The organism is Natronohydrobacter thiooxidans (assembly GCF_001884735.1).
GTDB classification, from domain to species: domain Bacteria; phylum Pseudomonadota; class Alphaproteobacteria; order Rhodobacterales; family Rhodobacteraceae; genus Roseinatronobacter; species Roseinatronobacter thiooxidans_A.
Genome location: NZ_MJAP01000034.1, coordinates 150,483 through 177,395, shown reverse-complemented (window position 1 = coordinate 177,395; position 26,913 = coordinate 150,483). Strand labels below are relative to the sequence as shown.

The following is a 26,913-nucleotide window of genomic DNA, read 5'->3' as shown; positions in this document are numbered from 1 at the left end:
TCACCCTTCGACGCGGGTCAGATCGGCCACTTGCAGGCAGATCTCGCGGATGCGGTGCAAGAGGTTCAGCCGGTTGCGGCGCAGGATCTGGTTCTCGGCATTGATCTGCACCGCCTCGAAAAACGCATCAATCGGCGCGCGCAGACCGGCCATGGCCTGCATCGCCGCGCCGAAATCCTCGGCCTGCATGGCGGGGCTGATCGCGGCTTCGGCCTGATCGAGGGCGGTGAAAAGCGCGCGTTCCGCGTCCGTCTCGGCCAGTTTGGGATCGGGGCCGAAGCTGTATTCCACCCCGTCCTTGGCCTCGGCCTGGCTGAGGATGTTATTGGCGCGCTTGAAGCCTTGCAGCAGGTTCTCGCCATCTGCGGTTTTCAGGAAGGCGCTGAGGGCTTCCGCGCGTTTGACCAGCAAGGTTAGATCGTCGTTGCCGGGCATGGCAAGGCAAGCGTCGATCACGTCATGGCGGATGCCCTGATCGCGCAGATGGACCTTGAGGCGGTCGTGGAAGAAGGTGAGGAGGTCGGCTTCAAGATTTAACAGCAGTTGCAGTGCGGCGCGAACCTCGTGAACAGTCGTAGATGCATCGCTTTCAAGTTTTCTGACCGCAGCCTCAGCCGCGGAAATCGCATTGACATTCAAATTAGAAACGGCGCGCGCTCTACTTAGCTGAGTTCGAGCTTCACGAAGGGCCGCAGCCTGCTCATCCGCAAAGTGCTTACCCGCGATTATATCCAGCACGACGATATCTTTATGTAGTTGAATGATGCCTTTGAAACTTACCCGAACCCCATTCCCAAACACCAACCGGATAACCCCCAGCGCCGCGCGGCGCAGCGCATAGGGGTCTTTCGAGCCGGTGGGTTTCTCGTCAATCGCCCAGAATCCGGTCAGCGTGTCGAGTTTGTCGGCCAATGCCAAAGCCACCGAGACCGGCGCGGAGGGCACCGAATCCGACGGCCCCAGCGGCTGGTAATGCTCGACACAGGCGCGCGCCACATCCTCGGGAAGCCCTGCGGCGCGGGCGTAATAGCTGCCCATCAGCCCCTGCAATTCGGGGAATTCGCCGACCATCTCTGACCGCAGATCGGCCTTCGCCACCTTTGCAGCCAGCGCCACCTGATCCGCATCCGCGCCGACCAGCGGCGCGATCTCGCGCGCCAGAGCCTCGATCCGCGCCACGCGGTCGGCTTGTGATCCCAGCTTGTTGTGGAAGGTCACATCGCTGAGCCCCGCCCCCATCGCTTCGAGTCCTTTCTCAAGAACCACGCGCAAGTCATTGTCCCAGAAGAATTTCGCATCCGACAGCCGCGCCGCCAGAACCTTCTGATTGCCCGCAAGAATCGTCGCGCCGTGATCCACCGTCGCTCGGTTCGCGACGGTGACAAAGGCCACGATCTGCCCCGATTTCGGGTCGCGCACGGAAAAGAATTTCTGATGCTCGCGCATCGAGGTCTGCAACACCTCGGGCGGCAGGTCGAGAAAGCGCTCCTCGATCCGGCCCATCAGCACCACCGGCCATTCCACCAGCCCCGCGACCTCGGAGAGCAATCCCCGGTCCTCGACCAGTTCCAGCCCGGCGGCGAAGGCCATCTGGCTGGCCTCGTTCCAGATATGATCGGCGCGCTCGGCCGGGTCCAGCAGGACGAAAGCGCGCTTCAGCTTCGCGGCGTAATCCTCGAAACTGCTTACAGAAAATGCGTCCGGCGCCATGAATCTGTGGCCGCGCGTCTGGTTGCCCGCCACGATCCCGTCCACGTCCAGCGGCACGACCTCGGCCCCGTCCTCGCGCGAGAGGATACACAGGATCGAATGCAGCGGGCGCACCCAGCGCAAGCTGCCCGACCCCCAGCGCATGGATTTCGGCCAGGGGAAATTGCGGATCGCGCGTTCCAGCACCTCGGCCACGATCACGGGGGCCGCGCGCCCCTCGGTGACGATGGTGGCGATATAGACCTGGCCCTTCTTGTCGTCGCGGATCTCCAGCGCCTCGCGCGCGACACCTGCCCCGCGCAGGAAGCCCTCGATCGCCTGTTCGGGCGCGCCCACCTTGGGGCCGCGGCGTTCCTCGGTCAGGCGGGGGGAATGCTCGGACAGGCCCTGCAGCGCCAGCACCAGGCGGCGGGGCGTGGCGAAGGCGGCCGCATGCGCATAGGTCAGACCGGCCTCGACCAGACCATCGGTCATCAGTTTTTTCAGCGCATCCGCCGCATTCGCCTGCATCCGCGCAGGGATTTCCTCGGAGAAAAGCTCGATCAGAAGGTCAGCCATTGGGGCCTCTTGGCGTTCGGTTCAGCGTTCAGCGTTCAGCGTTCGGGGGGCGGCGGGCAGCCGGGCGGCACGGGATCGCCGTCGAAATGGGCTGCGCCGCAAGGGTTGATCTGGTGCCAGGCATAGCCGCGCCCGTCCATCAGGACGATGACGCGATCAATGCCGTAGCGGATATTGGCCACGCCCAGCACCGCCTGCGCGCTTCCCTCTGCCAGCGCGTCACTCAGCGCGGCGGCATCGAAACAGTCGAACCAGCCCGGCGCGATCAGGGGGGTGGCGCGCTCATAGGGGGTCAGTTGGGCGGCGTCCACAGTGATGTCGAAACAGGCGCGGTAGCGGATGGGCGAGCTGTCACTGTCGATGCCGCGGAAATTCGTGACCGGGAAGTCCTGCGCGCTGGTTGCGGCCAGCGGGGTCAGTTGGATGGTCGTCTGTTCGGGCAGGCGGTCATAGAAGGCGCGGGTCTGGAAATACCACGCGCCGACCCCGGCCAGCAGAGTGCAGGCGACCAGCAGGAGGACGAGGAATTTTCCCATCAGGCCCCGCCCGCCTCGGTCTGCACGAAGGCATCCGCGCAAAGCTTCGCCAGCGCGCGCACCCGCCCGATATAGGCTTGCCGCTCGGTGACGGAAATCACGCCGCGCGCATCCAGAAGGTTGAAGAGATGGCTGGCCTTGATGCATTGGTCATAGGCCGGGTGGACCATGATATTCGCGCGGTTCCCCAGTTTCGGGTCGCTCGGGTCAAAGCCCAGCAGGCGCTGGCATTCGGCCTCGGCATCCTTGAAATGCTGGAACAGTTTGTCGGTATCGGCGCCGTCGAAGTTATGGCGCGAATATTCCTGTTCGGTCTGGCGGAAGACATCACCATAGCTGAGCGGGATACGCGCATCGGGGGCGTTGAAGGGCATGTCCATGACGTGATCCACGCCCAGGACATACATGGCCAGACGTTCCAGACCATAGGTCAGCTCGCCCGAGACCGGACGGCAATCATGCCCGCCGACCTGCTGGAAATAGGTGAATTGCGACACTTCCATGCCGTCGCACCAGACTTCCCAGCCCAGACCCCATGCGCCCAGAGTCGGGCTTTCCCAGTCATCCTCGACAAAGCGGATATCATGCAGCGCATCATCAATCCCGATGGCGCGGAGCGATCCGAGATAGAGTTCCTGCAGATCGGGGGGCGAGGGTTTGATGATCACCTGATACTGGTAATAATGCTGCAAGCGGTTCGGGTTCTCGCCATAGCGCCCGTCAGTGGGGCGGCGCGAGGGCTGGACATAGGCTGCCGCCCATGCCCGCGATCCCAGCGCGCGCAGCGTGGTGGCGGGGTGAAATGTGCCTGCGCCCACTTCCATGTCATAGGGTTGCAGCACGGCGCAGCCCTGTTCCGCCCAGTAATTTTGCAACCTCAGGATGATTTCCTGAAAGCTCTGGGGTTTTTGTGATCGGATTTCAGGGCGTTCACCCATGGCCGCCTCTTGTCTGTTGCGCAGATATTCTTAATGCTGCGTCTCAATAGGCAAGCTGTCGCACAGGGTCAACGGACAAACCTGTTCCCGCGGCGCTGCAGCACTGCCAGACAAGGATATTGGAAGGGCACAGGGAATGAAGGCATATTTTCGCCGCTGGGGGGGGCTGGCGGCCTCGGCCTCGGTTTTTGCATTGATTGCGACAGGATCGGTTCAGGCGCAGGAGCAGCGCTGGGTGCAGGTTGAGGCACATCGCGACATAGAGACCACGCTGGAACGCGCCGAGTTGCTCAATCAGCGGCTGGGCAATATCAGCGGCTTTCTGCTGCCAAGCAACTGGTATGCGCTGAGCATCGGTCCCTATGAGAGCGAGGTGGATGCATTTACCGTGCGGCGTCAGTTGCGCGCGGAAGGGGCGATTCCGGCGGATGCCTTTGTCAGCAACGGGCTGGATTATCTGGAGCAGGTCTTTCCGTCGGATGGGGTAGAGCGCCCTGCCCTGACGCCTGAGGCAGAACCCGTGCCCGAAGCCGCGCCGGAGGCGCTGGCTGAGGCCCCTGTACCGGAAGTGCAGGAGGAAACGGAGCTTGCCGCGATCCCGGAGCCGGAACCTGAGCCAGAGCCGGAGCCGGAACCCGAGGAAACCCTGCGCGAAGCACAAGCCAATGAGCGGGCGCTCAGCCGTGATGAGCGCGCCGAGATCCAGACGGCGCTGCAATGGTTCGGCCATTACACCATGGCGATTGACGCGGCTTTCGGCCCCGGCACGCGACGCTCGATCAGTGCATGGCAGGAGGCGAACGGGCATGAGCCCACCGGAGTTCTGACCACGCGCCAGCGGGAAGAGCTGATCGGGGGCTATTTCGGCGAGTTGGCCGCGCTTGGCATGCAGAATATGCGCGACGAGACAGCGGGGATCAGCATCGACCTGCCCATGGCGATGGTGGAATTTGACCGCCACGAGACACCATTCGCGCATTTCCGCGCCAAGAATGACAGCGGGGTGCAGGTGCTGCTGATCAGCCAGCCCGGCACGCAGGCCACCTTGTTCGGCATGTATGAGATCATGCAGACGCTGGACATCGTACCGCTGGAAGGCGAACGCGAGCGGCGGCAGAATTCCTTTCTGCTGACGGGGCAGAATGACAGCCTGCGCTCGCATACATTCGCGCAGTTCCGCGACGGCGCGGTGAAGGGCTATACGCTGATCTGGACACCCGAGCGCGATGAGCAGATGGCGCGCGTGTTGCCGATGATGGAGGCGAGTTTCGCCACCCTGCCCGGTGTGCTGCCCGAGAGCGCGGGCCAGCCCAGCACGGTGCAGCGCGACGCGCTGCTGGCGGGGCTGTCGGTGCGCAGGCCGGAGTTTTCGCGCTCTGGCTTCTATATCGACGCAACCGGCACAGTTCTGACCAAGGCGGATGCCGTGGCGCAATGCGGGCGGATCACGATTGACGAAGCCTATAACGCCCGCGTCCATGCAGTGGATGAGGCGCTTGGCGTGGCCGTGCTGAAGCCGGAAACGCCGCTGGTGCCGCTGGCTTTCGCGCAATTCGAGGATCGTGATGCGAGCCTTGGCTCGGAAATCACCATTTCGGGTTTCTCTTTCGAGGATATGATGACGCGCCCGGTGCTGACCTTCGGGCGGATCGAGGATCTGCGCGGACTGGCGGGCGAGGATAACCGTTTGCGGCTGAGTGCAGAAGTGCGGCTGGGCGATCTGGGCGGGCCGGTTTTCGGCAGCAATGGCGGTGTGATCGGGCTCTTGGCCGGTGCCCCGCAGGATGGCGCGCGGCAATTGCCGGGCGATGTGAATTATGCGGTCCCGGCCCCGGCGATCCGGGCGTTTCTGGACACGGCGAGCGTCTCCAGCGGCACCTTGCGCGAGGATGTGGTGATGCCGCCCGAAGTACTGACGCGGGTCGCGGGCGATCTGACCGTGCTGGTGTCGTGCTGGAACTGAGCCTGCGGGCTTGACCCGTCCGGGCCACTGGCCCGGACAGCGCCCGCGAATGGCAAGGGTGGGCGGGCGGGCCGTGAGCGGGCGCTTCTGACCGCGCGAGAGCGCGCAACGCTGCGGATCACCCGCGCCCCCCGGACCGCCCCCATCACCTTCCGTTTCAGGCCCGGCGCGTCACCCTTGCGCGAAGTGACGCACGAAATTGGCAAGGATACGGCCTGAATAGACCGTATCGACACCATTGACCCGCGCGGTCAGGCTGTCTGCCGCCTCGGGCGGGAAATAGCCCTTCTCGCGATAGACGCGGATGCGCAAGGCGAAGCTTTCGCCATCGGCTTCGGGATGGAACTGCGTGGCATAGACGCGATCGCGGTAGCGCAGCATCTGGATCGGGCAGTGCAGCCCTTCCAGCAGATGGGTCGCCGCTTCGGGCAGAGCGTCCATTGCCTCTTTATGGCCCACCAGCGCGGTAAAACTGTCGGGCAGCCCTTCCAGCAGCGGGTCATCCGCGCCCTCGGGGCGGCGGGTGCAGGTGATCGGGCCGACAGCTTCGCCGTGATACGCTTTGCTGACCGGCGCGCCCAGATGGCGGCCCAATATCCCGATCCCGTAACAGCAGCCCAGAAAGGGCAGGTCTTCGGCCACGATACGCGGCATCAGGCCAAGGATCTGCGCCTCGATCCGGGCCTCGACCGGGTCTTTTTCCTCGGGCGGATCGCTGACGCAGCCCGGACCGCCGCCCACGATCACCCCGGAATAGCGCGCGAGCGCCAGCGTCTCGGGCAATGCGGTCTGGTCCAGCCGGATGCGGTGGACATCCCCCTCGCCCAGCCCGGCGCGGTGCAGGATGGCGGAAAACTCTTCATCCGCGGCCTCGGCCTCGGGGCGCAGTTGGAGGATCAGAAAGGGTTTCATGCCGCGCCCTCCTCAGCCGCGCCAGAAGCGCGGCAGCAAAAGCACCATCACCGCCAGAACTTCGAGCCTGCCCAGATACATGCCCAGCATCATCAGCCATTTTGCGGCTTCGGGGAAACTATCAACCGCGCCGGTAGCTCCGACTTCCGGCCCAAAAACCGGGCCGATATTGCAAATTGAGGTCCAGGCCGCTGTCATTGAAGCGCGCAATCCGAGGCCGGTCAATGACAGCCCGACTGACAACAACATGAAACTGGCGATAAATACCGTGAACATCACGATGACCGAGGAAATCACGTCCTCTTCCAGCCGTTTGCCCCCCAGTTTGAGCGAGACCACCTCATGCGGGCGGCGCAAGCGCTGCATCTGGGCGCGGATAGCCTCGAAGAGCACAAGGTAGCGAAACACCTTGAGCGAACAGCCGGTCGAGGCGGTGCAGGCGCCGATAAAGCCCATCAGCACAATGACCAGCAGCGGAAAATCGCCCCAGCCATCGACCGCTTCGCTGCCATAGCCGGTGCCGGTGATGAGGGTGACCACATTGAACAGGGTGCCGCGCAGCACATCAAGCGGGTGGTCGTCGCTGTTCATCAGCCGGTAGACGATGATCACAAGCACCGCGTAAGCCGACCAGCGCAGGAAGGCGCGCACCTGCACATCCCTGAGCAGCGGCGTCCAGGATCCCCCGACCAGCTGGACGAAACGGATGAAGGGCAGCCCGGCGAGGATCATGTAGAGGGCAGACACATATTCCAGCGGGCCGGTGAATTTCGCGAAGGACTGGTCAGAGGTGGAAAACCCGCCCGTGGCAATGGTCGTCATCGCATGGTTGATCGCGTCGAACCCGTTCATGCCATAGGCCATATAGGACATGATGGCCGCGAGGGTCAGCCCGATATAGACCTGCAACAGCCCCATCGAGATATCATAGACGCGCGGCAGCACCTTGCCCATCGTGTCGAACGCCTCGGCCTGAAAATGCTGCATGCCGCCGACGCGCAGGACCGGCAGAAAGACCAGCGCAACGATGATGATGCCAAGCCCGCCCAGCCATTGCAGCATCGAGCGCCAGAGCAACACGCCCGGCGGCAGATCATCAAGTCCGGTGAACACTGTCGTGCCGGTGGTGGTCATGCCCGAAAGCGCCTCGAACAAGGCATGGGTGGGGCTGGCATGGGGGGCGCCGAAGATGAAGGGCAGCGCGCCAAGGGCGGGAAGCACCGCCCAGACACTCGCGGTCAGCAGAAAGGATTGCCGCCGCCCCAGCCCGTCGGCCAGCGCCTGCCGCGTGGCCATCGCCGCGACCCCGCCGATCAGGCAAACAAGGAAGCTGGCGCGCGCGAAGGCATGCCAGTTGTCATTGCCCGAGCGCCAGTCCAGCGCAGCCGGGATCAGCATGAGCACGCCCAGAGTCAGGCTGAGAAGGCCGATCAGATGAAAGACAGGGCGCAGGTTCAGCATGGGGTGCAGCCTTCGCGCCGCGATGGTCGAGTGTCAAGCGTCAAGCTGTGCAAGCGTGCAGTCGCGCTGCAGGCGGGTGACATCTGCGGCGCGGCAAAGCGCGCTGCCCGCGCTCATGACCGTCGCGGCGGCGGCGGCGGTGCCAAGGCGCAGCGCCTCTCGCGGCGGCTGCCCCTGCGCCAGCGCCAGCGTGAAGGCACCGGTGAAACTGTCGCCTGCGCCGATCTTGCTGATGACCTTCACCTGCGGCGGGCGGACGTGAAATACCCCGTCAGGCGTGGCGAGGATATTGCCATCCGCCCCGCAGGCGATGGCGACCAGTTCGGCCACGCCCCGCTTGCGCAGCGCTTGGGCGAAAGCTGCGGCATGTCCGGGGTCGGAAAAGGGATGACCGGCCTGCAGCTCTGCCTCGGCCTGATCAAGCCGCAACAGGCAGAGCGGGGTCTCGGGCCGGGTGAGCAGGCGGATCAGGGCATCGCCCGATGTATCGACCAGCAGCCGCCCCGGCCCCAGCCCTGCCGCAAGCCGCTGCGCAAAGCCTGCGTCCAGCCCCGGCGGCTGGCTGCCCGACAGCACCACCAGCCCGGTGGCCTGCGCCAGAATGCTGTCCAGTGCCGCCGCCCCGATCTCGGGCGCCCAGTCCGGGCCGGGCAGTTGCAGCCGGTATTGATCACCCGAGGAATCGGTGATTGCCCAGCTTTGCCGCGTCTCGCCAGGGGCGTCAAAGCCATGCACCGCCACGCCCAGGGCGCGCAGAAGCGCCAGATGCTGCGCCCCGCTTGCGCCGCCCAGCGCGACCCAGGCGAGGACATCCCCGCCCAACTCGTGGATCACCCGCGCGACATTGACCCCGCCGCCACCCGGCTCGATGAGTGGCGCCTGAAGGCGCAGTTTCGGCCCGGCTTCCATGCGCGGCACCCGCGCGGAGAGATCCAGCGCGGGGTTCAGGGTGGCAGACAGGATTTGCGTGCTCATGGGGTCAGGCTGAGCCGGATTTGTGTCACGAAACCGCCCCTGCGCGATGGCGTTCCGGTGCGAAGGTAGGGTGCGTGCTCAGCACGCACCTTACGCGCAGCCTCAGCCAACATGAAACAGCGTCGCGAAGAGGCGCGGATCGAGGCTTGCCGCCTCGAAGCTCGGCCCGCGCGTCAGCACGCTGACCGCATCATGGCTGTGCAGGCTTTCCTGATGGCTGGCCACCACGCGGAAATCCCCGATCCGGGCCTCGCGCTCCAGTTGGGCGCAGAAGCTGCGCGCCGCATCCTCGACAAAGATCGGATTGGCCGCGTTCAGTTCCGCGAAAGCCTGTTCATCCTCGCGCTTGACCATGACCTGCGTCTCGGTCGGCACCGCCGCGCGGCACAGCTCGATCAGATCCTCGAACCAGAGCTTCGCGCCCTCCAGCACCTCGACCGAGATCCGCGCGACCGAGCGCTGCGAATGCGGTGTGGCCAGTTGACCGCGTGTCGCGCGGGCATGTTCGCTCAGTTCCAGTGAACAGGGGCAGGTCGAGGAATAGACATAATCGAGATGCAGGAACATCTGCCGCACCCCGCCCAGATCCACCAGTTCCAGCGCGATATCGTAATACTGATAGCCCGAAAGCCCCGAGCGCAGCGACTGCACCTTCATCGGAAAGCTGAAACGCATCATGATACGCGCGTCGAAACTGTCCAGATCGGTCTTGTAATCGTCCAGCGCCGCGCGGATCACATCGGCGCTGAAAGTGCGTTCGGCATGCGCGTAGAAGCTGCGCATGATCCGGCTCATATTGATGCCCTTCTTCTCGGCCTCCAGGCTCACCGTGCCCGTGACCGAGGTTTCCAGCGTCAGATCGCCATTGTCGCGCGCGTGGTAGCGGATCGGCAGGCGGAAATTCGAGATGCCCACATGCTGGATCGCCGCCTTGGCGCCCTTGATCAGGCTCGCAGGGCCGTTCTGCAGGTCCGGCAGTCCTGCCTTATAGGCCGTGTCCACCGCAAAATCGGACGGATAGTCGCGATTGAGCAGCGGATAGCCTGCGGCGGGCATCAGGCTTGTGACCGCCGCTTCCAGTTCCGCCTTCTCTTCGGCCGGGGCCGCATCACTGAATCGGCGCAGCAGATCAAGGGCCGCTTCGGCCTCTTCACGGCTGGGCGCCGTGTCGAAACTGGGAACATGCAGGTTCATTGTGGGATTTCCTTCCTCTCCGCCCCTGAAAGATAGGCAGTGGTTTCCGCTTTTCCACAAGAATACGCGGGGATCGCGCAATCAGATCATATCAAGGCCCGCGCGAATGTCTGCAATCAGATCCGCCACATCTTCCAGCCCGACCGACATGCGGATCAGGCCCGGGGTGATGCCAAGCGCGATCTTCTGATCCTCGGGCAGGCGCTGATGGGTGGTGGTGGCCGGATGGGTGACGATGGTGCGCGCATCGCCCAGATTATTCGAAATCACCGCGACATTCAGCGCGTTCAGCAATCTGAACGCGGCCTCTTTCCCGGATTTGAGATCGAGCGACAGCACCGTGCCGAAGCCCCCCATCTGGGTTTTCGCAATCGCATGCTGCGGGTGATCGGGCAGGCCGGGATAGATCACGCGCGCGAGACGTGGATCGCCCTGCAAGGCTTCGGCGATGGCCTGCGCGGACGCGGCCTGCGCGCGCACCCGCAGGTCGATCGTGGTCAGCCCGTTGAGCATGATCCAGGCATTGAAGGGCGAGAGCGCGCCGCCTGTGTGTTTCATATAGGGCTCGACCGTATTGCGGATGAACTCGCGCGTGCCGCAGATCACGCCGCCCAGCGCGCGCCCCTGCCCGTCGATATGTTTGGTGGCGGAATAGATGATCACATCCGCGCCCAGCTCGGTCGCGCGGCTGAACACCGGCGTGGCAAAGACATTATCCACCACCACCTGCGCGCCCACGCCATGGGCGATCTCGGCCACGGATTTCAGGTCGATGACTTCGAGTGTCGGGTTCGAGACGGTTTCAAGGAAAACCGCCTTGGTGCCGGGCCGCACCGCCGCGCGCCACTGATCGAGATCCGTGCCATCGACCAGGGTGATCTCGACCCCGTAGCGGGCGAGGATTTCCTCCAGGATATAAAGGCATGAGCCAAAGAGCGCGCGCGCGGAGACGACATGATCGCCTGCGCGCAGCATCGCGCTCAGCGCGCCCGAGACGGCGGCCATGCCCGAGGCGGTGGCAAAGGCATCCTCGGTCCCTTCCAGCGCCGCGATCCGTTCCTCGAATACCGCGACAGTGGGGTTGCCGTAGCGGGCATAGATGAATTCATCCGCGCCGGTCTCGACAAACCGCGCCTCGGCCGCCTCGGCGCTGGGATAGACGAAACCCTGCGTCAGATAGATGGCTTCGGCCACTTCGCCATACTGGCTGCGCCGCGCGCCCTGATGCACGAGCTTCGTGCGCTTGCCCCAATCCTGTGTCATCCCGCCCGACCCTTTCGGCCAAAAGAAAACCCCCGGACCGATTCAAAGGCCGGGGGCTGCGCCCTGACCTCTTTAGCGGCATGTTTAACGTGGCCCGCAATCCGGAAAACAAAGCGCCACGGGCCAGAGGCCTGAGCATTGCGCTAAGAGGTTTTCACCGCAGGGTCAAGCGGGGAGTGTCATGGGTGAAACGACAGTGGCCGATGCGACAGCATCGGCCAGCACCTTTGAGGCGTATCGGCTTGCATCGGGCGGGCGCTTCTTACGCCACATTCTCCAGCGCGACCTGCGGCTGAACGCCCAGCGCATGGCAGACATCGCGGGTCAGATGCGGGCTGTTGAGCGTGTAGAAATGCAGATCCTCGACCCCCTCGCGCACCAGCTTGTCGCAAAGCTCGGTGCAGAGCGCGGTCGCCAGCAGCTCCTCGCGCCCGTCGCGCTGCGCTTTCTCAAACGCCTCGTCCAGCCATGCGGGCACGCTCGCCCCGGTGGCCAGTGCGAATTTGCGGATGCCCTGCCAGTTGCCGATCGGAATGATGCCGGGAATGATGCGCCCGGTGATCCCCTCGCGCGCGCAGGTGTCGCGGAAGCGCAGGAATGTGTCCGCCTCGAAGAAAAACTGCGTGATGGCACTATCCGCGCCCGCCTCGAATTTGCGCTTCAGCCAGCGCACATCGGCGAGATTGTCGGCGGCATCCGGGTGCGGCTCTGGATAGGCGCCCACGCGCAGTTTGAAATTGCCGGTGGCGGCCAGTGCCTCGATCAGTTCGACCGAATGGGCAAAGCCCTCGGGATGGGCCTGAAACCCGCCCTGCCCTTTGGGCGGATCGCCCCGCAGCGCCACGATCTCGGTCACGCCCGCTTTGGCGTAGCTCTCGGCAATCGCCAGTGTCTCGGCGCGGGTGGCATCGACACAGGTCAGATGCGCGGCCACATTCAGCCCGAATTGCGCGCCGATGGTGGTGACGGCCTCATGCGTCAGCGCGCGGGTGGTGCCGCCTGCGCCGTAAGTCACCGACACGAAGGACGGCGAGAGCGGCGAGAGCATGCGCACCGTGTCCCACAGCCGGAAGCTGGCATCCAGCGTCTTGGGCGGGAAGAACTCGAAAGACACATTCGGCGTGGTCATGGTGTATGCTCCGGTTTTGATGCCCCCTTGTGTCACAGTCGCGAATGTGAAACCAATTCATTATCTTCAACACGATTATGAGCCAGACATGCATATCGAGTTCCGCCATCTGCGCACGATCAAGGCCATTCACGACGCGGGCGGGCTGGCGCGGGCGGCGGATCTCTTGAACATGACGCAATCGGCGCTGTCGCATCAGGTCAAGGGGATCGAGGAACAGGCGGGGGTGGAGCTGTTCGCGCGCCGCTCGAAACCGCTGAAACTCTCGGCGGCGGGGCTGAAGATGCTGCGCGCGGCGGAAGATATCCTGCCGCGTGTGGCGGCGCTGGAGGAGGAATTCACCGGGCTGCGCAAGGGCAGTTCAGGCCGGTTGCATATCGCCATCGAATGCCATGCCTGTTTCGACTGGCTGTTTCCGGTGCTGGAGCAGTTCCGCAAGGCCTGGCCCGATGTCGATGTCGATATCCGCCCCGGTCTGGCCTTCGATGCCCTGCCCGCTTTGCGGCGTGAAGAGGTGGATCTGGTGGTGTCCTCGGACCCCGAAGAGATCGAGGGCGTCACTTTCCTGCCGCTCTTTGATTATGAACCGGTCTTTGTGGCGGCCTCGGGGAGCCCGCTGGCCGGTCGCGAGTGGATCGAGGCCGAGGATTTCCGCGATCAGGTGCTGATCACCTATCCGGTGGAGCGCACGCGGCTGGATATCTTCACCCAGCTTCTGACGCCTGCCAAGGTCGAGCCGCGCGCGATCCGGCAGGTGGAACTGACGGCGGTGATATTGCTGCTGGTGGCCTCGGGGCGCGGGGTGGCGGTGCTGCCCGACTGGGTGCTGCGCGAGGTGCGCTATCATGCGGATTATGTGACGAAACGGCTGACCGAGGGCGGGCTGACCCGGCGTCTCTATGCGGCGGTGCGCGAGGAGGATGCGGGCAAGCCCTTCATGGCGCATGTGCTAAGGCTGGCGCGGACGGAGCCGGTGAAGTTGCAAAGGGGGTGAGGAATTCGACGGAGCAACGCTAACGCCGACGTTGCCTTTGTAATTTTCGGACAAATTCACAAAGATAAGATAGTAGGAAACAGAAAAGTACGATAGATTAATTTCTTACACTAGTCGACACCGTGGATCTCGTTTGAGAAACTCATCGCACAAGAAGTAAACCATATCATCGAAAGCTCCTCAATGCCGAAGTCAGTTACATCCTTGACAGGATACATCAGAAAAATTGAAAGGCTTTCAAACGCCTCAACAGGAGATCTTTTCTACAGAGGGCATCCTGACATATCTTTCACACTAACACCTTCGGTATTTCGCTCAAGCAGTCTCAAAAAGAACGAGAAGAACATAATTTATAGAGCGATGGCAGAGAGTCCAAAAGAGTTTGATAGGGACAAATACTTTTTTGACAAACTTGTTCGAGCACAACATTATGGAATTCCAACTCGCCTCTTGGATCTAACAGTAAATCCATTGATAGCGCTCTACTTTGCATGCGAATCCCACACGAAGAATCGCGGCCAGATCGTCGTTTTAGACGTTCCAAAGGGAAGCACAAAGTTCTTTCTCAGTGACGCAGTGAGCTGCAAATCAAACTTGGCACAGCTTAGCCCTGTCGAACATACATCCTTAAAGCTATGCATTCTTGCGTCATGCGAAAAAGTGCTGGGAGAAAAGTTCAAAAGAAAGAAACTTTTAGATTGGAGAGAAGAGTTTCCAGACAAATGGAAAGATGTCATTGAGAACTTTAACAAGTATCGCAATGCAAGACGCCTCACCCAGTTCATCCGCGAGGAAAAGCCTCACTTTGAGGGAAAGATTGATCCCATTGACCTACTCAAGCCTGACGTCATACTTCCAAAGAAGAGCAACTCAAGAATTGCCGCTCAATCTGGCGCCTTTCTCGGATTTGGGCTGAATGACTTATTGTCTGACAACAATCTTATTCGACACAATATCAAGAAAACAGTTATCGATATCTCTGAAGAATCAAAGCATAATTTTTTAATAGCCCTAGGGTCAATAGGAATTAGTGAGAGTTTTGTTTATCCAGAATTTGATAGGGCCGCGAAGCAAATCAAGAAACTGTTTTCGTAGAAAGATGAAAGGTCTCATACCGCCCATACTGTGCCATCATCCTTGGCTGTAACCCCTTCCCTTCCCCCCCATCCCCAAGTATAGCCCGCTCTCAGGACCGCGACAGGAGCGAGAGCGATGCAAGGCAGTGCCAACCTCACCATCATGATCAACGCCGCCCGCAAGGCGGGGCGGTCGCTGGTCAAGGATTTCCGCGAGGTCGAGAACCTTCAGGTCTCCTCGAAATCCGCGGGCGATTTCGTCAGCCGCGCCGATATCGCCTCGGAAAAGATCATCCGCGAGATGCTGATGGAAGCGCGCCCCAATTATGGCTGGTGCGGCGAGGAATCCGATCCTGTCGAGGGCAAAGACCCGACACGCCGCTGGATCGTTGACCCGCTGGACGGGACCACCAATTTCCTGCACGGTCTGCCGCATTGGGCGGTCTCCATCGCGCTGGAATTCAAGGGCGAGATCGTGGCGGCGGTGGTGTTCGACCCGGCGAAGGACGAGTTGTTCGTGGCCGAAAAGGGCGCGGGCGCCTTCATGAATGACCGCCGCTTGCGCGTGTCGAACCGCAGCGCGATGATCGAGTGCGTTTTCGCGACCGGCGTGCCCTTTGCGGCCAAGAAAACCCTGCCCGCGACGCTGCATGATCTGGCGCAGTTGATGCCCGCCTGTGCCGGCGTGCGGCGCTGGGGGGCGGCGGCGCTGGACCTCGCCTATGTCGCGGCGGGGCGCTATGATGGCTATTGGGAGCGCGAGCTGAACGCCTGGGATATCGCGGCGGGGCTGTTGCTGGTGCGCGAGGCGGGCGGCTTTGTCGGCCCGATCCGCGAGGGCGCCGAGATGCTGGAGCGCGGCGAGGTGATCGCCGCCAATGCCGAGATTTTCGGACCTTTCGCCAAGATCATCCGCGCGCGGCCCGAATAGTCACAGGCTTTTCAGCCGCGTGATGCTGTGGCATGAGGGATGTGTAGCCATGCAGGACGCACCCCCATGCCAAAGGTTTTCATTCTCAACGGCCCCAATCTGAACCTGCTGGGCCAGCGCCAGCCCGAGATTTACGGGCATGAGACGCTTGACGATGTGGCGCGCGCCTGTGCCGCGGAAGGCGCTGCTCTGGGGCTGGAGGTGGATTTCCGCCAGTCGAACCATGAGGGCGCGCTGGTCGAGATGATCCATGAGGCGCGGCAGGCGGCGCAGGGGATCGTCATCAATGCAGGCGCTTATACGCATACTTCTGTCGCCATTCTGGACGCGCTCAATGCCTATGACGGGCCGGTAATCGAGCTGCATATCTCGAATATCCACAAGCGCGAGCCGTTCCGGCACCATTCCTATGTTGCGGCCCGTGCCGATGCGATGATCGCAGGCTGCGGCACGCAGGGCTATCTTCTGGCGCTGATGCATCTGGCGCGGCGGCTGGATGCGCGCGCCTAAGACTTATTGGGGGGGCCTCAGCGCCGGGTTTTCGTCCTATCCTGAGTCCGGGGAGTATGGTCGACGGCAAGAACAGAGCAGACGCATGCGCGAAACAATGATTACCATGGAAGCTGTCGCCGGAAAGAGGGACGAGATGATACTGGTGATCGACGACCACCCGCTCTTTTGCGAAGCGCTGCAGATGACGCTGTCCGAGGCGCTGGGGACCGCGCGGATCGAGACCGCCAGTTCGCTGGGCAAGGCGCTGGAACGTATCCGCGCGGGGCTGGAAGTGGATGCGATCGTGCTGGATCTGAACCTGCCCGATGTGGCGGGGCTGGATGGGCTGACGCGGCTGCGGAACGCGGCCCCCGGTGTGCCGGTGATTGTGGTCTCCTCCATGTCCGAGGACCGGATCATCACGGCGGTCCTGCATGCGGGGGCGGCGGGGTTCGTCCCGAAGCACAGCCCGCGCGAGGCGTTTGTGACCGCGATCCGTGCGGCCGGGCAAGGTGGGATCTATCTGCCGCAGGGCTATACCGCGCCCTCGAAGACCACGGACACTGACGGCGAGCGCAGCACGATTGACCGGCTCAATGATCTGACCCCGCAGCAGGGGCGGATTCTTGCGCTGGTCTGCGAGGGGTATCTCAACAAACAGATCGCCTATGAACTGTCGATTTCCGAGACCACGGTCAAGGCGCATGTCACCGCGATCCTGCGCAAGCTCGGGGCGCAAAGCCGCACCCAGGCGGTGCGGATCGCCAATTCGGTCAGTTTCGCCCAGCTTCTGCGCGACAAGGGCACGCCCTGAGCGCGCGCGGGCGCAAATCCTTTGCGCCGCGCCCGCAAGCTGCGCTAGATTTGGTGCAAAGACGGATCTGACAGCCATGGGAGGGGTGCTGGATGCAAGCGTCAGAGCCATTCATCGCACATGCGCAATCTGCGGCCCCTGACAGTGCAGAGGCGATGCGCGAGATATTGGCGCAGATCGCGCCCGAAGATCTGGCGCTGATCGTGCTGTTTGTCGGCGAGGGCCATGACCTGGCCAAGATCGAAGCGGCGCTGCTGCCGGTGGCGCGGGCGACGCAGATCATCGGCTGCACCACGGCGGGCGAGATCGGCAAGGGCGGCTATCTGGAAGGGCAGATCGTGGCCCTTGGGCTGCCACGCAGCCTGTTTCGCGTGGCCACCGGGCGGCTGGCCGATCTGAGCAGTTTCGAGCCCGAGCGCGCGCGAGATCTGGCCTTCAACCTGCGCGCCGAAGTCACCTTCTCGACCGCCGACTGGGCCAATGAAGTGGCGTTTCTGCTGACCGATGGCCTGTCGCTGATGGAGGATCAGCTTGTCTGGGCCCTCTCAGAGGCGCTGGGGCAAAGCCCGCTGGTCGGCGGCTCGGCAGGTGACGGGCTGAATTTCGGCAAGACCTTTGTCATGCATCAGGGCCGGTTCACCAGCGATTCCGCCGTGCTTGCGGTGCTGCGCACGCCCTGCCGCGTGACCGCCTTTCGCTTCGATCATCTGGAACCCACCGACAAGCGCATGGTCGTGACCGATGCCGATCCGGGGCAGCGGCTGGTGCGCGCGATCAATGGCATGCCCGCAGGCCCGGAATATGCGCGCGTGCTGGGCAAGGATCCTGAACAACTCTCGCCGTTCACCTTTGCGGCCAATCCGGTCGTCTCGAAAATCGGCGATGCGCATCATGTTCTGGCCATCCAGCGGGTGGAACCCGATGGCACCTTGCGCTTCTTCTCGGCCATCGAGACCGGGCTGGTGCTGCGGCTGGCGCAGAGCACCGATCTGGAGGCGCATCTGGAGCGCGAGCTTTCGCGCCTTGCGCCCAATGGCGAGAAGCCCGCGATTCTGGCCTGCGACTGTATCCTGCGCAGGCTGGAGGCCGAACACAGCCAGACGCGGCACCGCATTTCGGCCGTGCTGGACCGCTACGGGGTGACGGGCTTCAACACCTATGGCGAGCAGTTCAATCTGGTGCATGTGAACCAGACCTTTACCGGGCTGGCCTTCTACCCCCCTGATGAAGACACCGATGCGCTGACCGCCACCGATTTCGTGACCTCTCATACGGATGCAGTGGCCGATGCTTGAGGATTTCCTGACCGACGGGCTGAGCCTTGAGGAGGAGAATGCGCGGCTGCGCGCCATTGTGGCCGCGCTCATGGACCGGTCGGAACGCGCGACGCAAAGCCCGAACCGCCCCATCGGCCAGCTTAGCCATGTGGTCGCACTGGAAAGCCAGATCCGCAGCCGCACCCGCGATCTGGCCGAAACACTGGACCGGCTGCGCATCGCCAATGCGCGGCTCTCGCAGGCCGAACGCGAAGCCGTCCGCGCCCGCAACGCATTGACCGACGCGCTGGAGGCGATGAGCGAAGGTTTTGCCATGTTCGACGGGCAGGACCGGCTGACCATGTGGAACTCGCGTTTCTGCGCCGATCTGCCCGATGTGCGCCGCCGGATCGGGCCGGGACTCTCGTTTCGCGATTATGTGCGGATCGTGTCGGAAAGCCGGGCGCTGACGCTGCCCGAACAGCTCACACGGCAGGATTGGGTGGCGCAGCGGCTGGAAAGCCACCGGCGCAGGGATGTGAATTTCATGGTGCCGCTGGTCGAGGATCAATGGCTTCAGGTCTCGGAACAGCGCATGTCCTCGGGCGGCACGGCGGTCACGCAGACCGATGTCACGAACATGGTGCGCAATGCCCGCGAAGAGCGCACGAAGCTCTTGGATGAACAGGCGCAGATGGTACGCGCGACGCTCGATCACATTGATCAGGGCGTGATGATCTTTGATGCAAAAGCCCGGCTTGCAGGCTGGAACCGGCGGCTGCGCGAGCTTTTCTCGCCCCCGGTCGATCTTCTGGCCACGGGCACACCCTTTGCCGCGCTGCTGAACAATCTGATGCGGCGGCGGCAACTGGGACGCAGCAATATCCGCGCCACGCTGACCGACTGGGTGAACGGCCCGCCCTATCGCCCGCCGCTGACGCTGGAGATCGTGCAGGATGAGGGGGCGGTGCTGGAACTCTCGGCGCAGGCCATGCCGGACCGGGGTTTCGTGATCTCGGTCAATGATCTGACCAAGGAGCGCCGCGCCATCGCGGAGATGCACCGGCTCAATGAGACGCTGGAAGCGCGGGTGCGGGCGCGCACGGTCGAGCTGGAATCCGCCCGCGACGAGGCGGAACGCGCCAATGCCTCGAAATCGCGTTTCGTGGCCTCGGCCAGCCATGACCTGTTGCAGCCGCTGAACGCGGCCAAGCTGTTTCTGGCCTCGCTGAGTGCGATGGAGCAGACGCCTGCGCAGGCGCGTCTGACCGAACGGATCGTCTCGGCCTTCGGCTCGGTCGAGCAGATTCTGGGCGCGCTGCTCGATATCTCGAAATTCGATATCGGCGCGGCGCGCGCGAAGCCCGAGACGCTGGCGCTGGCCCCGATGCTGGAGCGGCTGCGCGAAGAGTTTCTGCCGGTGGCGCGCGCGCGGGGGCTGGATCTGCGCGTGCATGTGACAAGCGCGCATGTCACCTCGGACCCGATATATCTGAAACGTATCCTGCAAAACCTGCTCTCGAATGCCATTCGCTATACCGAACAGGGCCGCGTGGTGCTGGGGGTGCGCCCGCGAGGCCAGAGTTTGCGCATCGAGGTCTGGGATACTGGCCCCGGCATCCCCGAGGACCGGCAGGCTGATATTTTCGAGGAATTCACCCGGCTGGACCCCGCGCGCGGCGACAGTGGCATGGGGCTGGGGCTGGCGATTGTGGAACAGGCCTGCGCGCTTTTGCATCATCCGCTGGCGCTGCGCTCGGTGGTCGGTCGGGGCACGGTGTTCAGCGTCACGGTGCCGCGCGCCAGTGCGCCTGCCACCGATACTGCCGCCCCGCCCCTGCATGACGCCCCGCGCGGCGCGCTGGAGGATTTGCTGGTTCTGGTTGTCGAGAATGACGCAGAGGTGCGCAACGCCATGATGGGGCTGCTCGAAGACTGGGGCGCGAGCCCGATCGAGGCGACGACCCTGCAAGAGGCCGAGGCGCAACTTGCCGAACTTGGCGTGCCGCCGGATGTGATCCTGGCGGATTATCAACTGGATGCCGGGGCCACAGGGCTGGAGGTGGTGGCGGGCCTGCGCGCGCAGCATGGTCCGATCCCGGCAGTTCTGATCACCGCCAATCACAGCCCCGATCTGATCCAGCAGACCGAGGATAATGGCATTCTGCTGATGACGAAACCGCTGGCGCTGCGGCGGTTGCGGCGGCTGTTGCAGCAGGTGCCGCTCTATAGCAGCAAACCCGAGGCGGCAGAGGCCAGCCCCGCCAGCCGCGGCGATCACAGCTACTGGCTGCGCCATGCCCAGCATGAGGATTGAGCGCAGCGCTTATCGCGCGTGGCGCTCCATGAAGCGCAGCACCGAGGCGGCGGCGCGCAGGCCCGGCGCCTCTCCGCCCTGACCCAGCCGCGTCATCGCAAGCGCCATCGCCTGCCGCTGCGCCACCCGCGCCGCGGCACTGTCGCGCAGCACCTGCAGGCTTGCGGCGATCCGCTCAGGCGTGCAGTTGCGGCCCAGACATTCGGGGATGGCGCGGCTCTCGCAGACCAGATTGACCAATGTCACAGTGTCGAGCCGGATCAGCCGTTCCGCCAGCCAGCGCGTCAGCGGGTTCAGATCATAGGCGATGACCATGGGGGTCTGGCTGGCGGCCAGTTCCAGCGAGACCGTGCCCGAGGCCGCGATCGCCATCTCGGCCCCGGCAAAGGCGGCGCGCTTGTCGCCCGGATCATCGAGCACGCGTGCCGGGAAGGGCCAGCGCGCCACTTCAGCGCGCATCTGCTCGGCGCAGGCGCGGACGGTTGGCACCAGCACGCAGGCCCCTTCGGGCAAGACCTGCGCCAAACCGGCCCCGAAGCGCGGCGCGTGGCGGGCGATCTCGCCGCCACGCGATCCGGGCAGCGCCAGCCAGATCGGCCCAGTGATCCGCGCGCGCAGGGCGGCGATTTCGCTCTCCGTCGCGCGCGGCTCAGACACGACCGGATGGCCCACGAAATCGCAGCTCATGCCCGCCGCTTCCATATAGGGCGGCTCAAACGGCAGCAGCGCCAGCACATGATCGACGAGCGGCGCCATCTTGCGCGCGCGCCCCGGACGCCAGGCCCAGACCGAAGGCGCGACGTAATGCACCACCGGCAGATCAGGCCGGGCGGCGCGCGCCGCGCGCAGCACGCGCAGGCAGAAATCCGGGCTGTCGATGGTCACGACCAGATCGGGCTTTGCCTCTGCGATGGCGGCAGCGGTTTCCCGGATCCGGCGGCGCAGCAGTCTGAGGCGCGGCAGCACCTCGGCCAGCCCCATGACGCTGAGATCGGACATCGGGAAAAGCGAGGTCAGGCCCTGCGCCGCCATGCCCTCGCCGCCAACGCCTGTAAACCGGGTGTCTGGCGCAAGCTCACGCAGCCCTGCCATCAGCGCCGCGCCAAGCTTGTCGCCCGAGGGCTCACCGGCGATGACAAAGACCCTCACACGGGCCCCACAGCCTGCAGGAAAAGCCCCAGTTCATCGGCGCGGGCGATCATGGCGGCGCGTTCGATCAGCAAGACGCCGCCTGCTTCAAAGGCGATCCCGCGCAAGCCCGCTTCATGCGCGCGGGCCACGGTCTGCGGCCCCAGCGCGGGCAGGTCGATGCGGCGGTCCTGACCGGATTTCGGGGCCTTGCAGAACACCCCCCCATCGGGCAGCGCCAGCCCATCGGCGCGCAGCCCCGCCAGATGGGACAGCATGACATCGGTTCCGGGCAGGGCTTCCAGCGCAAGGCACTGGCCGCGCGCCACAACGCAGCCCTGCCCCACATCCGCAGCCCCGGTCAGGCGCAGGATGTCAAAGCCGCGCGCCGCATCCTGCCTGTCGCCGGGTTTCGGCTGATGCGCGCCCAAGACCCCCGGTTCCGCCACCAGATCAGGGCAGATATCCTGCGCGCCCACAACCTCGATCCCCCATTCGCCCATCAGGGTGATGACCTCGCGCAGGGTGCCGTCATCGCCCTGCTGCATCGCCGCCATGATGCGCGGCAGAAGCTGCATTGTCGCAGGGTCGATCAGCGCGGGGTCAAGGCGCGGGCGATGCACGCCACCGGCAAATACCGCGCGGGTGACGCCGTGATCCTGCAGATGGTCAAGGAAGGGCACCAGCCGCTCCAGCCGGAAACCCAGCACATCGCCAGTGTCGCGGCTCAGGCTCTCGAACCCCTCCAGCTCGGCCAGAAGCGGGGTCTGCCCCTCGGTGGTCAGACGCTCGGCCAGAAGCCCCGGCAGCCCACCGCGACCGGCAATCAGGGCGATGCGGCTCATTTCGGGCGCAGGAAGTTGCGACCGGCTTCGCCGGTGAAGAAGCGCGCGATTTGTGCGACCGCATCCTCGGCACCCTCATCAAGCAAAGCCTGTGCCAGATCGGTCAAGGCGCCTTCGCCCGCCAGCCGCTTATAGGCCGCGCGCAAGGCTGAAATCTGTTCGCGCTCCATCCCGCGCCGCTTCAACCCGATCAGGTTCAGCCCGTGCAATTCGCCGTCAGGGCCAGAGACCAGACCGAAGGGCATCACATCATGCGTCACCCGTGTCAGCGCGCCGATCATCGCCCCCTCGCCCACACGGATGAACTGGTGCAGCCCGGCAGAGGCGCCTACGATCACATTGCGCTCGATGGTGACATGGCCCGCGACGCCCGCGTAATTGGCAAGGATCACATTATCGCCCACCTGCGCGTCATGCCCCACATGCGCGCCCGCCATCACCAACACATTGTCGCCCACACGGGTCACGCCGCCGCCCTGTTCGGTGCCGATATGCAGGGTCGCATTCTCGCGGATGCGGCAACGCGCGCCCACGATCAGCCGCGTGCGCTCGCCTGCATATTTCAGATCCTGCGGCACCTCGCCCACCGAGGCGAAGGAAAACACGGTCGTCCCGGCCCCGATCTCGGTCCAGCCCGTCACATGGGCATGGGGTTTGAGCGTGACGCCTTCGGCCAGTGTCACCTCTGGCCCGACCACAGCGAAAGGTCCGATCCTGCAGCCCGGCCCGATCTGCGCGCCGGGTTCGACCACGGCCATCGGGTGAATTTCGGCACTGGGGTCGATCATGGCTTCGCTCACTCGACCACCGTCGCATTCAGGTCGATCATTGCGGCAAATTCGGCCTCTGCCGCCACCTGCCCGTCGACCTTGGCCACGCCTTCGAATTTCCAGATTTTGGTGGAACCGCGCTTGACTGTCACATGCAGTTCCAGCACGTCCCCGGGCACCACCTTGCGGCGGAATTTGCACTTGTCGATGGACATGAAATAGACCAGCGGGGCCTTGTCGCCAAAGCCCATGGACAGACCGACCAGTACCGCCGAGGTCTGGGCCATCGCCTCGACAATGGTCACGCCGGGCATGATCGGGGTGCCGGGGAAATGGCCCTGAAAATGCGGCTCGTTGAAGGTCACGTTCTTGATGCCCACGGCGGATGTCCGGGCCACCACATCGCGCACCTTGTCGATCAGCAGGAACGGATACCGATGCGGAATGATGCGCATGATCGTGGCGAGATCCGCCGTAGCTGGAACGGTGTCGGTCATCTTGGTCCTTTCGACAATCTGGGCCAGACGCGCGCCGCGCGACAGGCATGCGCGACCGATCTAGCAAGGCAGGCTGGGGCTGGCAAGCGCTGGCAAGCGCTGGGGGGCCCTCAGGGCACCGAGAGCGGGAAAGGCGGTGCGCCCCCGTCGCCGATTGCGGCATCCATGCCGGCGACGGCCTCATCGGTGATGTCGAGCCCAGGCACACCGATGATCACTGCGCGCGCATCAATCAGTACCAACCCGCCCGAGCGGCCCAGAACCTCTTGCAGGACAGCGGCGGATTCGCTGAAGAATCGACGGCGCTCGGCATCTTCGAACTGGGCAAGGCGCTGCCGCTTTTCCGCCTGATCGCGCCGGATGGTTTCGGCCTGCACATCAAATGCCGCAGCGGCGTTGCGAAACTCTTCGACACTGAGGACCGCGCGCAACTCGGTCAGTTCTTCCTCGCGCGCTGTCAACTCGTTCAGAAGCCGCTCATTCTCGGCCTCCAATGCGCGCGAAGCGGCCTCGATCTCGGCGGCAACCCGCGCGCCGAATTGCGAGTTGCGAAACAGCCGCTCCTCATCAATGGTGCGCAGCAAAAGTCGCTGGGCCGCCAGATTATCCGCGCGCTCGCCCAGCGAGAATTCAAGCGTCGGTTGCGCATGCAAGGGGGCGGCAAGTGTCATACCTGCCGCCCCGAATATCGCCGCCAGTCCAGCGATCAGTCGCATCAAAAGCGTGACACGATCGAGAAGTCGAAACTCTGGGTCCGGTCGCGGTCAAGCTTGCGCACGGCGCGCGACAGGTCAAACCGCAGCGGCCCGAGCGGGCTGTCCCAGAAGAGCGAAACCCCGACCGTGGCGCGGACATGCATCTTGTTATAGTCCACGCCGCCATCAGAAGTATTCACAGCAGGCGTCAGACCAGACACGCCATCCGCGCCCCAGACCGAGCCCACATCCGCGAAGAGACCGCCGCTCAGCCCGTATTCTTCGGGCGTGCCCAGCGGAAACTGCACTTCGGCCTGAAGGGCAAAGTAGCGATTGCCGCCCAGGACATCATTATTGGTCGCCGTGAAGTCACGCGGACCGGAGCCCCCGGGTGCGAAGCCGCGCATCACATTGGCAAGCTGATACCGCTCGCGATAGCGCGACTGGCCGCTGATCATGTGCAACAGGCCCGCGCGCGCATCGCCGCGCAGCGTGATATCTTCGTTGAAGACCTTCATCTCATAGCCGATACGCGCTTCGGATTTGACGAAACGCCGACTTTGATTGCCAACACCGAAATCCTGGCTGAAGCTGACGACATAGCCCTGCGACGGGTCAATCCCGACATTGCGTGTGTCCAGCGTGTAGCTGTAGCCCAGCGAGCCGGTGATGGCGGTGCCCGCAGCTTGATCCGCGAACAGGCGCGACGATGGTTGCGGGTCGGTATTTGCCGGATCACTGAACTTCGGGTCACTTGGATCATCCAACCCGCGCAGCCGGTCTGCAACCAGACCCTGACGCAGTTGCAGCCGTCCGAATTCGCTGACCGGAAAGCCGATGGCATTGTTGAAAAATGCCTCGCGCGTGTCGAAATCCGAGAAGAAGCTTCTGGTCTCGCGGTAGCCGATCCCCAGCGAATAGGACAGGTCACGCCCAAACAGCGCTGGCTCGGTGAAATCGACCGACAGATCGCGCGAGCCTCGCACCGTGTTGAAGGCAATCGCAACCTGCTGCCCACGCCCAAGGAAATTCATCTCGGAGAAGTTGATTCCGAAGCCGATCCCCTGCGAAGCCCCATAGCTGACCGAAAACCCGAGCGAACCGGTCGTGGTCTCTTCGACCTCGACATCGACAATCGCCTGATCGGGCGCGCTGCCCTGACGCGGCTCGACCGAGACATCCGAGAAATAGCCCAGAGCACGGATCCGTTCAGCAGCTTCGCGGATTTCGCGCGGGTTCAGCGGATCGCCTTCGGCCGAGTCGAACTGGCGGCGCACCACGCGGTCCAGCGTGGTGGTGTTGCCCTGGATGTCGATCCGCTCGACGAAGATCCGCTCCCCGCGGACGATGGCGAATTCCACATCAATCGTCTGGTCGCGGTTGTTGCGGGTAAAGCGCGGCTCGGCACGGATGAAGCGCAGGCCCCGGTGCTCGGCCAGTCGCTCCATGCGGGCGATATTCTGCTCCAGCACATTGGGCGAGAAGATCGTGCCCGGACGCAGGCGCAGTTCGCGCTCGTAATCGGCGGCGCTGATGCCCTCGACTTCGCTGACGACGCTGATATTGCCGAAACGATATTGCAGCCCTTCGCGGATATTGAAGGTCAGGAAGAACCGGTCACGCTCGCGGGCAATCTCGGAGGTGGCCGAAAGCACCTCGAAATCGACATAGCCGCGTGACAGGTAGAAATCGGTCAGCAACTGGCGGTCCAGCGAAATGCGTTCGGCCACGAATGTATCGCGCTGGATCAGCCAGCGCAACGCACCCGCCTGTTTGGTGTTGAGCACCTGCCGCAAGCGGTAATTCGAAAACGCCCGGTTGCCGACGAAGGAGATGCGCTCGATCTCGACGACATTGCCTTCGCGGATTTCAAAGGCCAGATCGACGCGATTATTGCCGCGCGGGATGACCTTGGGGGTAACTTCCGCTGCGGTCCGGCCCCGGCGCGCGTAAAGTTCGGCAATCGCGCGGGCATCGGCCTCAACCGCCGAAGGGGAGAGCACGCGCCCGCCACGGGTCTGCACCACTTCCGCAATCGCGTCATTGTTGATCCGGCGATTGCCTTCGAAATTCACGATCCCGATGACCGGATATTCGCGCACCCGGATCACGAGTGTGTTGCCCTGCGGGACCAGTTCCACTGTTTCGAACAGGCCAGAGGCGGCCAGATTGGCATAGGCCTCGTTGAGCTGCCCCGCCGAAACCTGCTGACCACGACCGATTCCCGCAATGCCGAAAAGGGTAGAATCATCCACCCGGATATTGCCATCAATCGCAATCGTGTTGAACCGATAGGTCTGGGCTTCGGCGAAACCGGCGAAACCAAGATTAGTTGCTGTGAATACAGAAAAAATCGCCGCTGAGAAGATGTGACGCCCCCACGCCACCCCCTGCTTGCGCGACGGCAATACTTTGTTATCTCCGCGCATGACGGGCCCCACCTTACCGCATTTTTATTG

23 protein-coding genes and 1 riboswitch are annotated in these 26,913 nt (G+C 63.6%); of the genes, 8 read left to right on the top strand and 15 right to left on the bottom strand.

Annotation, left to right across the window (positions count from 1 at the left end; translation table 11 throughout):
- The 3 genes from glyS to BG457_RS15530 are packed head-to-tail and all read right to left on the bottom strand — an operon-like array spanning position 1 to position 3,742.
- The gene (gene glyS, locus BG457_RS15540) at positions 1-2,268 is read right to left on the bottom strand and encodes a glycine--tRNA ligase subunit beta (protein WP_071798309.1); all 2,268 of its coding nucleotides are present in this window, start codon (positions 2,266-2,268) and stop codon (positions 1-3) included.
- A 35-nt stretch (positions 2,269-2,303) separates the two neighbouring features.
- Entirely contained in the window at positions 2,304-2,804 is a 501-nt protein-coding gene (locus tag BG457_RS15535; RefSeq protein WP_071798307.1) for a DUF6446 family protein, read from the bottom strand.
- Positions 2,804-3,742, bottom strand: a complete 939-nt coding sequence (locus tag BG457_RS15530; RefSeq protein ID WP_071798305.1) for a glycine--tRNA ligase subunit alpha — start codon at positions 3,740-3,742, stop codon at positions 2,804-2,806. Before BG457_RS15530 ends, BG457_RS15535 begins: the two co-directional genes overlap by 1 nt.
- Before the next feature lie 136 nt (positions 3,743-3,878).
- Between BG457_RS15530 and BG457_RS15525 the strand changes: the two genes are divergently transcribed.
- The gene (locus tag BG457_RS15525) at positions 3,879-5,705 is read left to right on the top strand and encodes a serine protease (protein WP_071798303.1); all 1,827 of its coding nucleotides are present in this window, start codon (positions 3,879-3,881) and stop codon (positions 5,703-5,705) included.
- 171 nt (positions 5,706-5,876) lie between these two features.
- Here the strand turns inward: BG457_RS15525 and BG457_RS15520 are convergent, their stop codons facing one another.
- From BG457_RS15520 to metF, 6 genes are all read right to left on the bottom strand, one after another.
- Entirely contained in the window at positions 5,877-6,617 is a 741-nt protein-coding gene (locus tag BG457_RS15520) for a glutamine amidotransferase (RefSeq protein ID WP_071798301.1), read from the bottom strand.
- A gap of 12 nt (positions 6,618-6,629) precedes the next feature.
- On the bottom strand, positions 6,630-8,078 hold the full coding sequence (locus tag BG457_RS15515) for a TrkH family potassium uptake protein (protein WP_071798299.1): 1,449 nt from the start codon (positions 8,076-8,078) through the stop codon (positions 6,630-6,632).
- Between the two features lie 33 nt (positions 8,079-8,111).
- A complete protein-coding gene (locus tag BG457_RS15510) occupies positions 8,112-9,053 on the bottom strand; it encodes a 1-phosphofructokinase family hexose kinase (protein ID WP_071798297.1) in 942 nt (313 codons plus the stop codon).
- 102 nt (positions 9,054-9,155) lie between these two features.
- Positions 9,156-10,247: a GTP cyclohydrolase FolE2 gene (gene folE2, locus BG457_RS15505; RefSeq protein ID WP_071798296.1), complete on the bottom strand. Its 1,092-nt coding sequence runs from the start codon at positions 10,245-10,247 to the stop codon at positions 9,156-9,158.
- An 81-nt stretch (positions 10,248-10,328) separates the two neighbouring features.
- A complete protein-coding gene (gene metZ, locus BG457_RS15500; protein ID WP_071798294.1) occupies positions 10,329-11,510 on the bottom strand; it encodes an O-succinylhomoserine sulfhydrylase in 1,182 nt (393 codons plus the stop codon).
- Between the two features lie 51 nt (positions 11,511-11,561).
- A riboswitch (SAM riboswitch) is annotated at positions 11,562-11,640 on the bottom strand.
- A 132-nt stretch (positions 11,641-11,772) separates the two neighbouring features.
- Positions 11,773-12,639 (bottom strand): methylenetetrahydrofolate reductase [NAD(P)H], encoded by an 867-nt coding sequence (gene metF / locus BG457_RS15495; protein WP_071798292.1) that lies wholly within the window; start codon positions 12,637-12,639, stop codon positions 11,773-11,775.
- An 88-nt stretch (positions 12,640-12,727) separates the two neighbouring features.
- On the opposite strand from metF, the gene BG457_RS15490 reads away from it, so the two are divergent.
- From BG457_RS15490 to BG457_RS15460, 7 genes are all read left to right on the top strand, one after another.
- A complete protein-coding gene (locus tag BG457_RS15490; RefSeq protein ID WP_071798290.1) occupies positions 12,728-13,633 on the top strand; it encodes a LysR family transcriptional regulator in 906 nt (301 codons plus the stop codon).
- Between the two features lie 204 nt (positions 13,634-13,837).
- Positions 13,838-14,728, top strand: a complete 891-nt coding sequence (locus BG457_RS15485) for an FRG domain-containing protein (protein WP_175546816.1) — start codon at positions 13,838-13,840, stop codon at positions 14,726-14,728.
- A 117-nt stretch (positions 14,729-14,845) separates the two neighbouring features.
- Positions 14,846-15,640, top strand: coding sequence for an inositol monophosphatase family protein (locus BG457_RS15480; RefSeq protein ID WP_071798286.1), 795 nt, complete (start codon positions 14,846-14,848; stop codon positions 15,638-15,640).
- 66 nt (positions 15,641-15,706) lie between these two features.
- On the top strand, positions 15,707-16,150 hold the full coding sequence (aroQ, locus tag BG457_RS15475) for a type II 3-dehydroquinate dehydratase (protein WP_071798284.1): 444 nt from the start codon (positions 15,707-15,709) through the stop codon (positions 16,148-16,150).
- Between the two features lie 85 nt (positions 16,151-16,235).
- Complete coding sequence (locus BG457_RS15470; RefSeq protein WP_084657674.1) at positions 16,236-16,946, top strand: response regulator; 711 nt, start codon at positions 16,236-16,238, stop codon at positions 16,944-16,946.
- Positions 16,947-17,038: 92 nt separating this feature from the next.
- A complete protein-coding gene (locus BG457_RS15465; RefSeq protein ID WP_071798281.1) occupies positions 17,039-18,241 on the top strand; it encodes an FIST N-terminal domain-containing protein in 1,203 nt (400 codons plus the stop codon).
- Entirely contained in the window at positions 18,234-20,519 is a 2,286-nt protein-coding gene (locus BG457_RS15460; RefSeq protein WP_071798280.1) for a hybrid sensor histidine kinase/response regulator, read from the top strand. Before BG457_RS15465 ends, BG457_RS15460 begins: the two co-directional genes overlap by 8 nt.
- A gap of 9 nt (positions 20,520-20,528) precedes the next feature.
- Here the strand turns inward: BG457_RS15460 and lpxB are convergent, their stop codons facing one another.
- From lpxB to bamA, 6 genes are all read right to left on the bottom strand, one after another.
- The gene (gene lpxB / locus BG457_RS15455) at positions 20,529-21,668 is read right to left on the bottom strand and encodes a lipid-A-disaccharide synthase (protein ID WP_071798277.1); all 1,140 of its coding nucleotides are present in this window, start codon (positions 21,666-21,668) and stop codon (positions 20,529-20,531) included.
- Positions 21,665-22,492 carry an LpxI family protein gene (locus tag BG457_RS15450; protein WP_071798276.1) on the bottom strand — a complete coding sequence of 276 codons (828 nt, stop codon included), beginning with the start codon at positions 22,490-22,492 and terminating at the stop codon, positions 21,665-21,667. Before BG457_RS15450 ends, lpxB begins: the two co-directional genes overlap by 4 nt.
- Entirely contained in the window at positions 22,489-23,280 is a 792-nt protein-coding gene (gene lpxA / locus BG457_RS15445; RefSeq protein WP_071799225.1) for an acyl-ACP--UDP-N-acetylglucosamine O-acyltransferase, read from the bottom strand. Before lpxA ends, BG457_RS15450 begins: the two co-directional genes overlap by 4 nt.
- Positions 23,281-23,288: 8 nt before the next feature.
- On the bottom strand, positions 23,289-23,759 hold the full coding sequence (fabZ, locus tag BG457_RS15440; RefSeq protein WP_071798273.1) for a 3-hydroxyacyl-ACP dehydratase FabZ: 471 nt from the start codon (positions 23,757-23,759) through the stop codon (positions 23,289-23,291).
- Positions 23,760-23,869: 110 nt separating this feature from the next.
- On the bottom strand, positions 23,870-24,475 hold the full coding sequence (locus BG457_RS15435; RefSeq protein WP_084657672.1) for an OmpH/Skp family outer membrane protein: 606 nt from the start codon (positions 24,473-24,475) through the stop codon (positions 23,870-23,872).
- Complete coding sequence (bamA, locus tag BG457_RS15430) at positions 24,475-26,883, bottom strand: outer membrane protein assembly factor BamA (RefSeq protein WP_084657671.1); 2,409 nt, start codon at positions 26,881-26,883, stop codon at positions 24,475-24,477. The genes BG457_RS15435 and bamA overlap by 1 nt, the downstream gene beginning before the upstream one ends.
- Between the last annotated feature and the right edge of the window lie 30 nt (positions 26,884-26,913).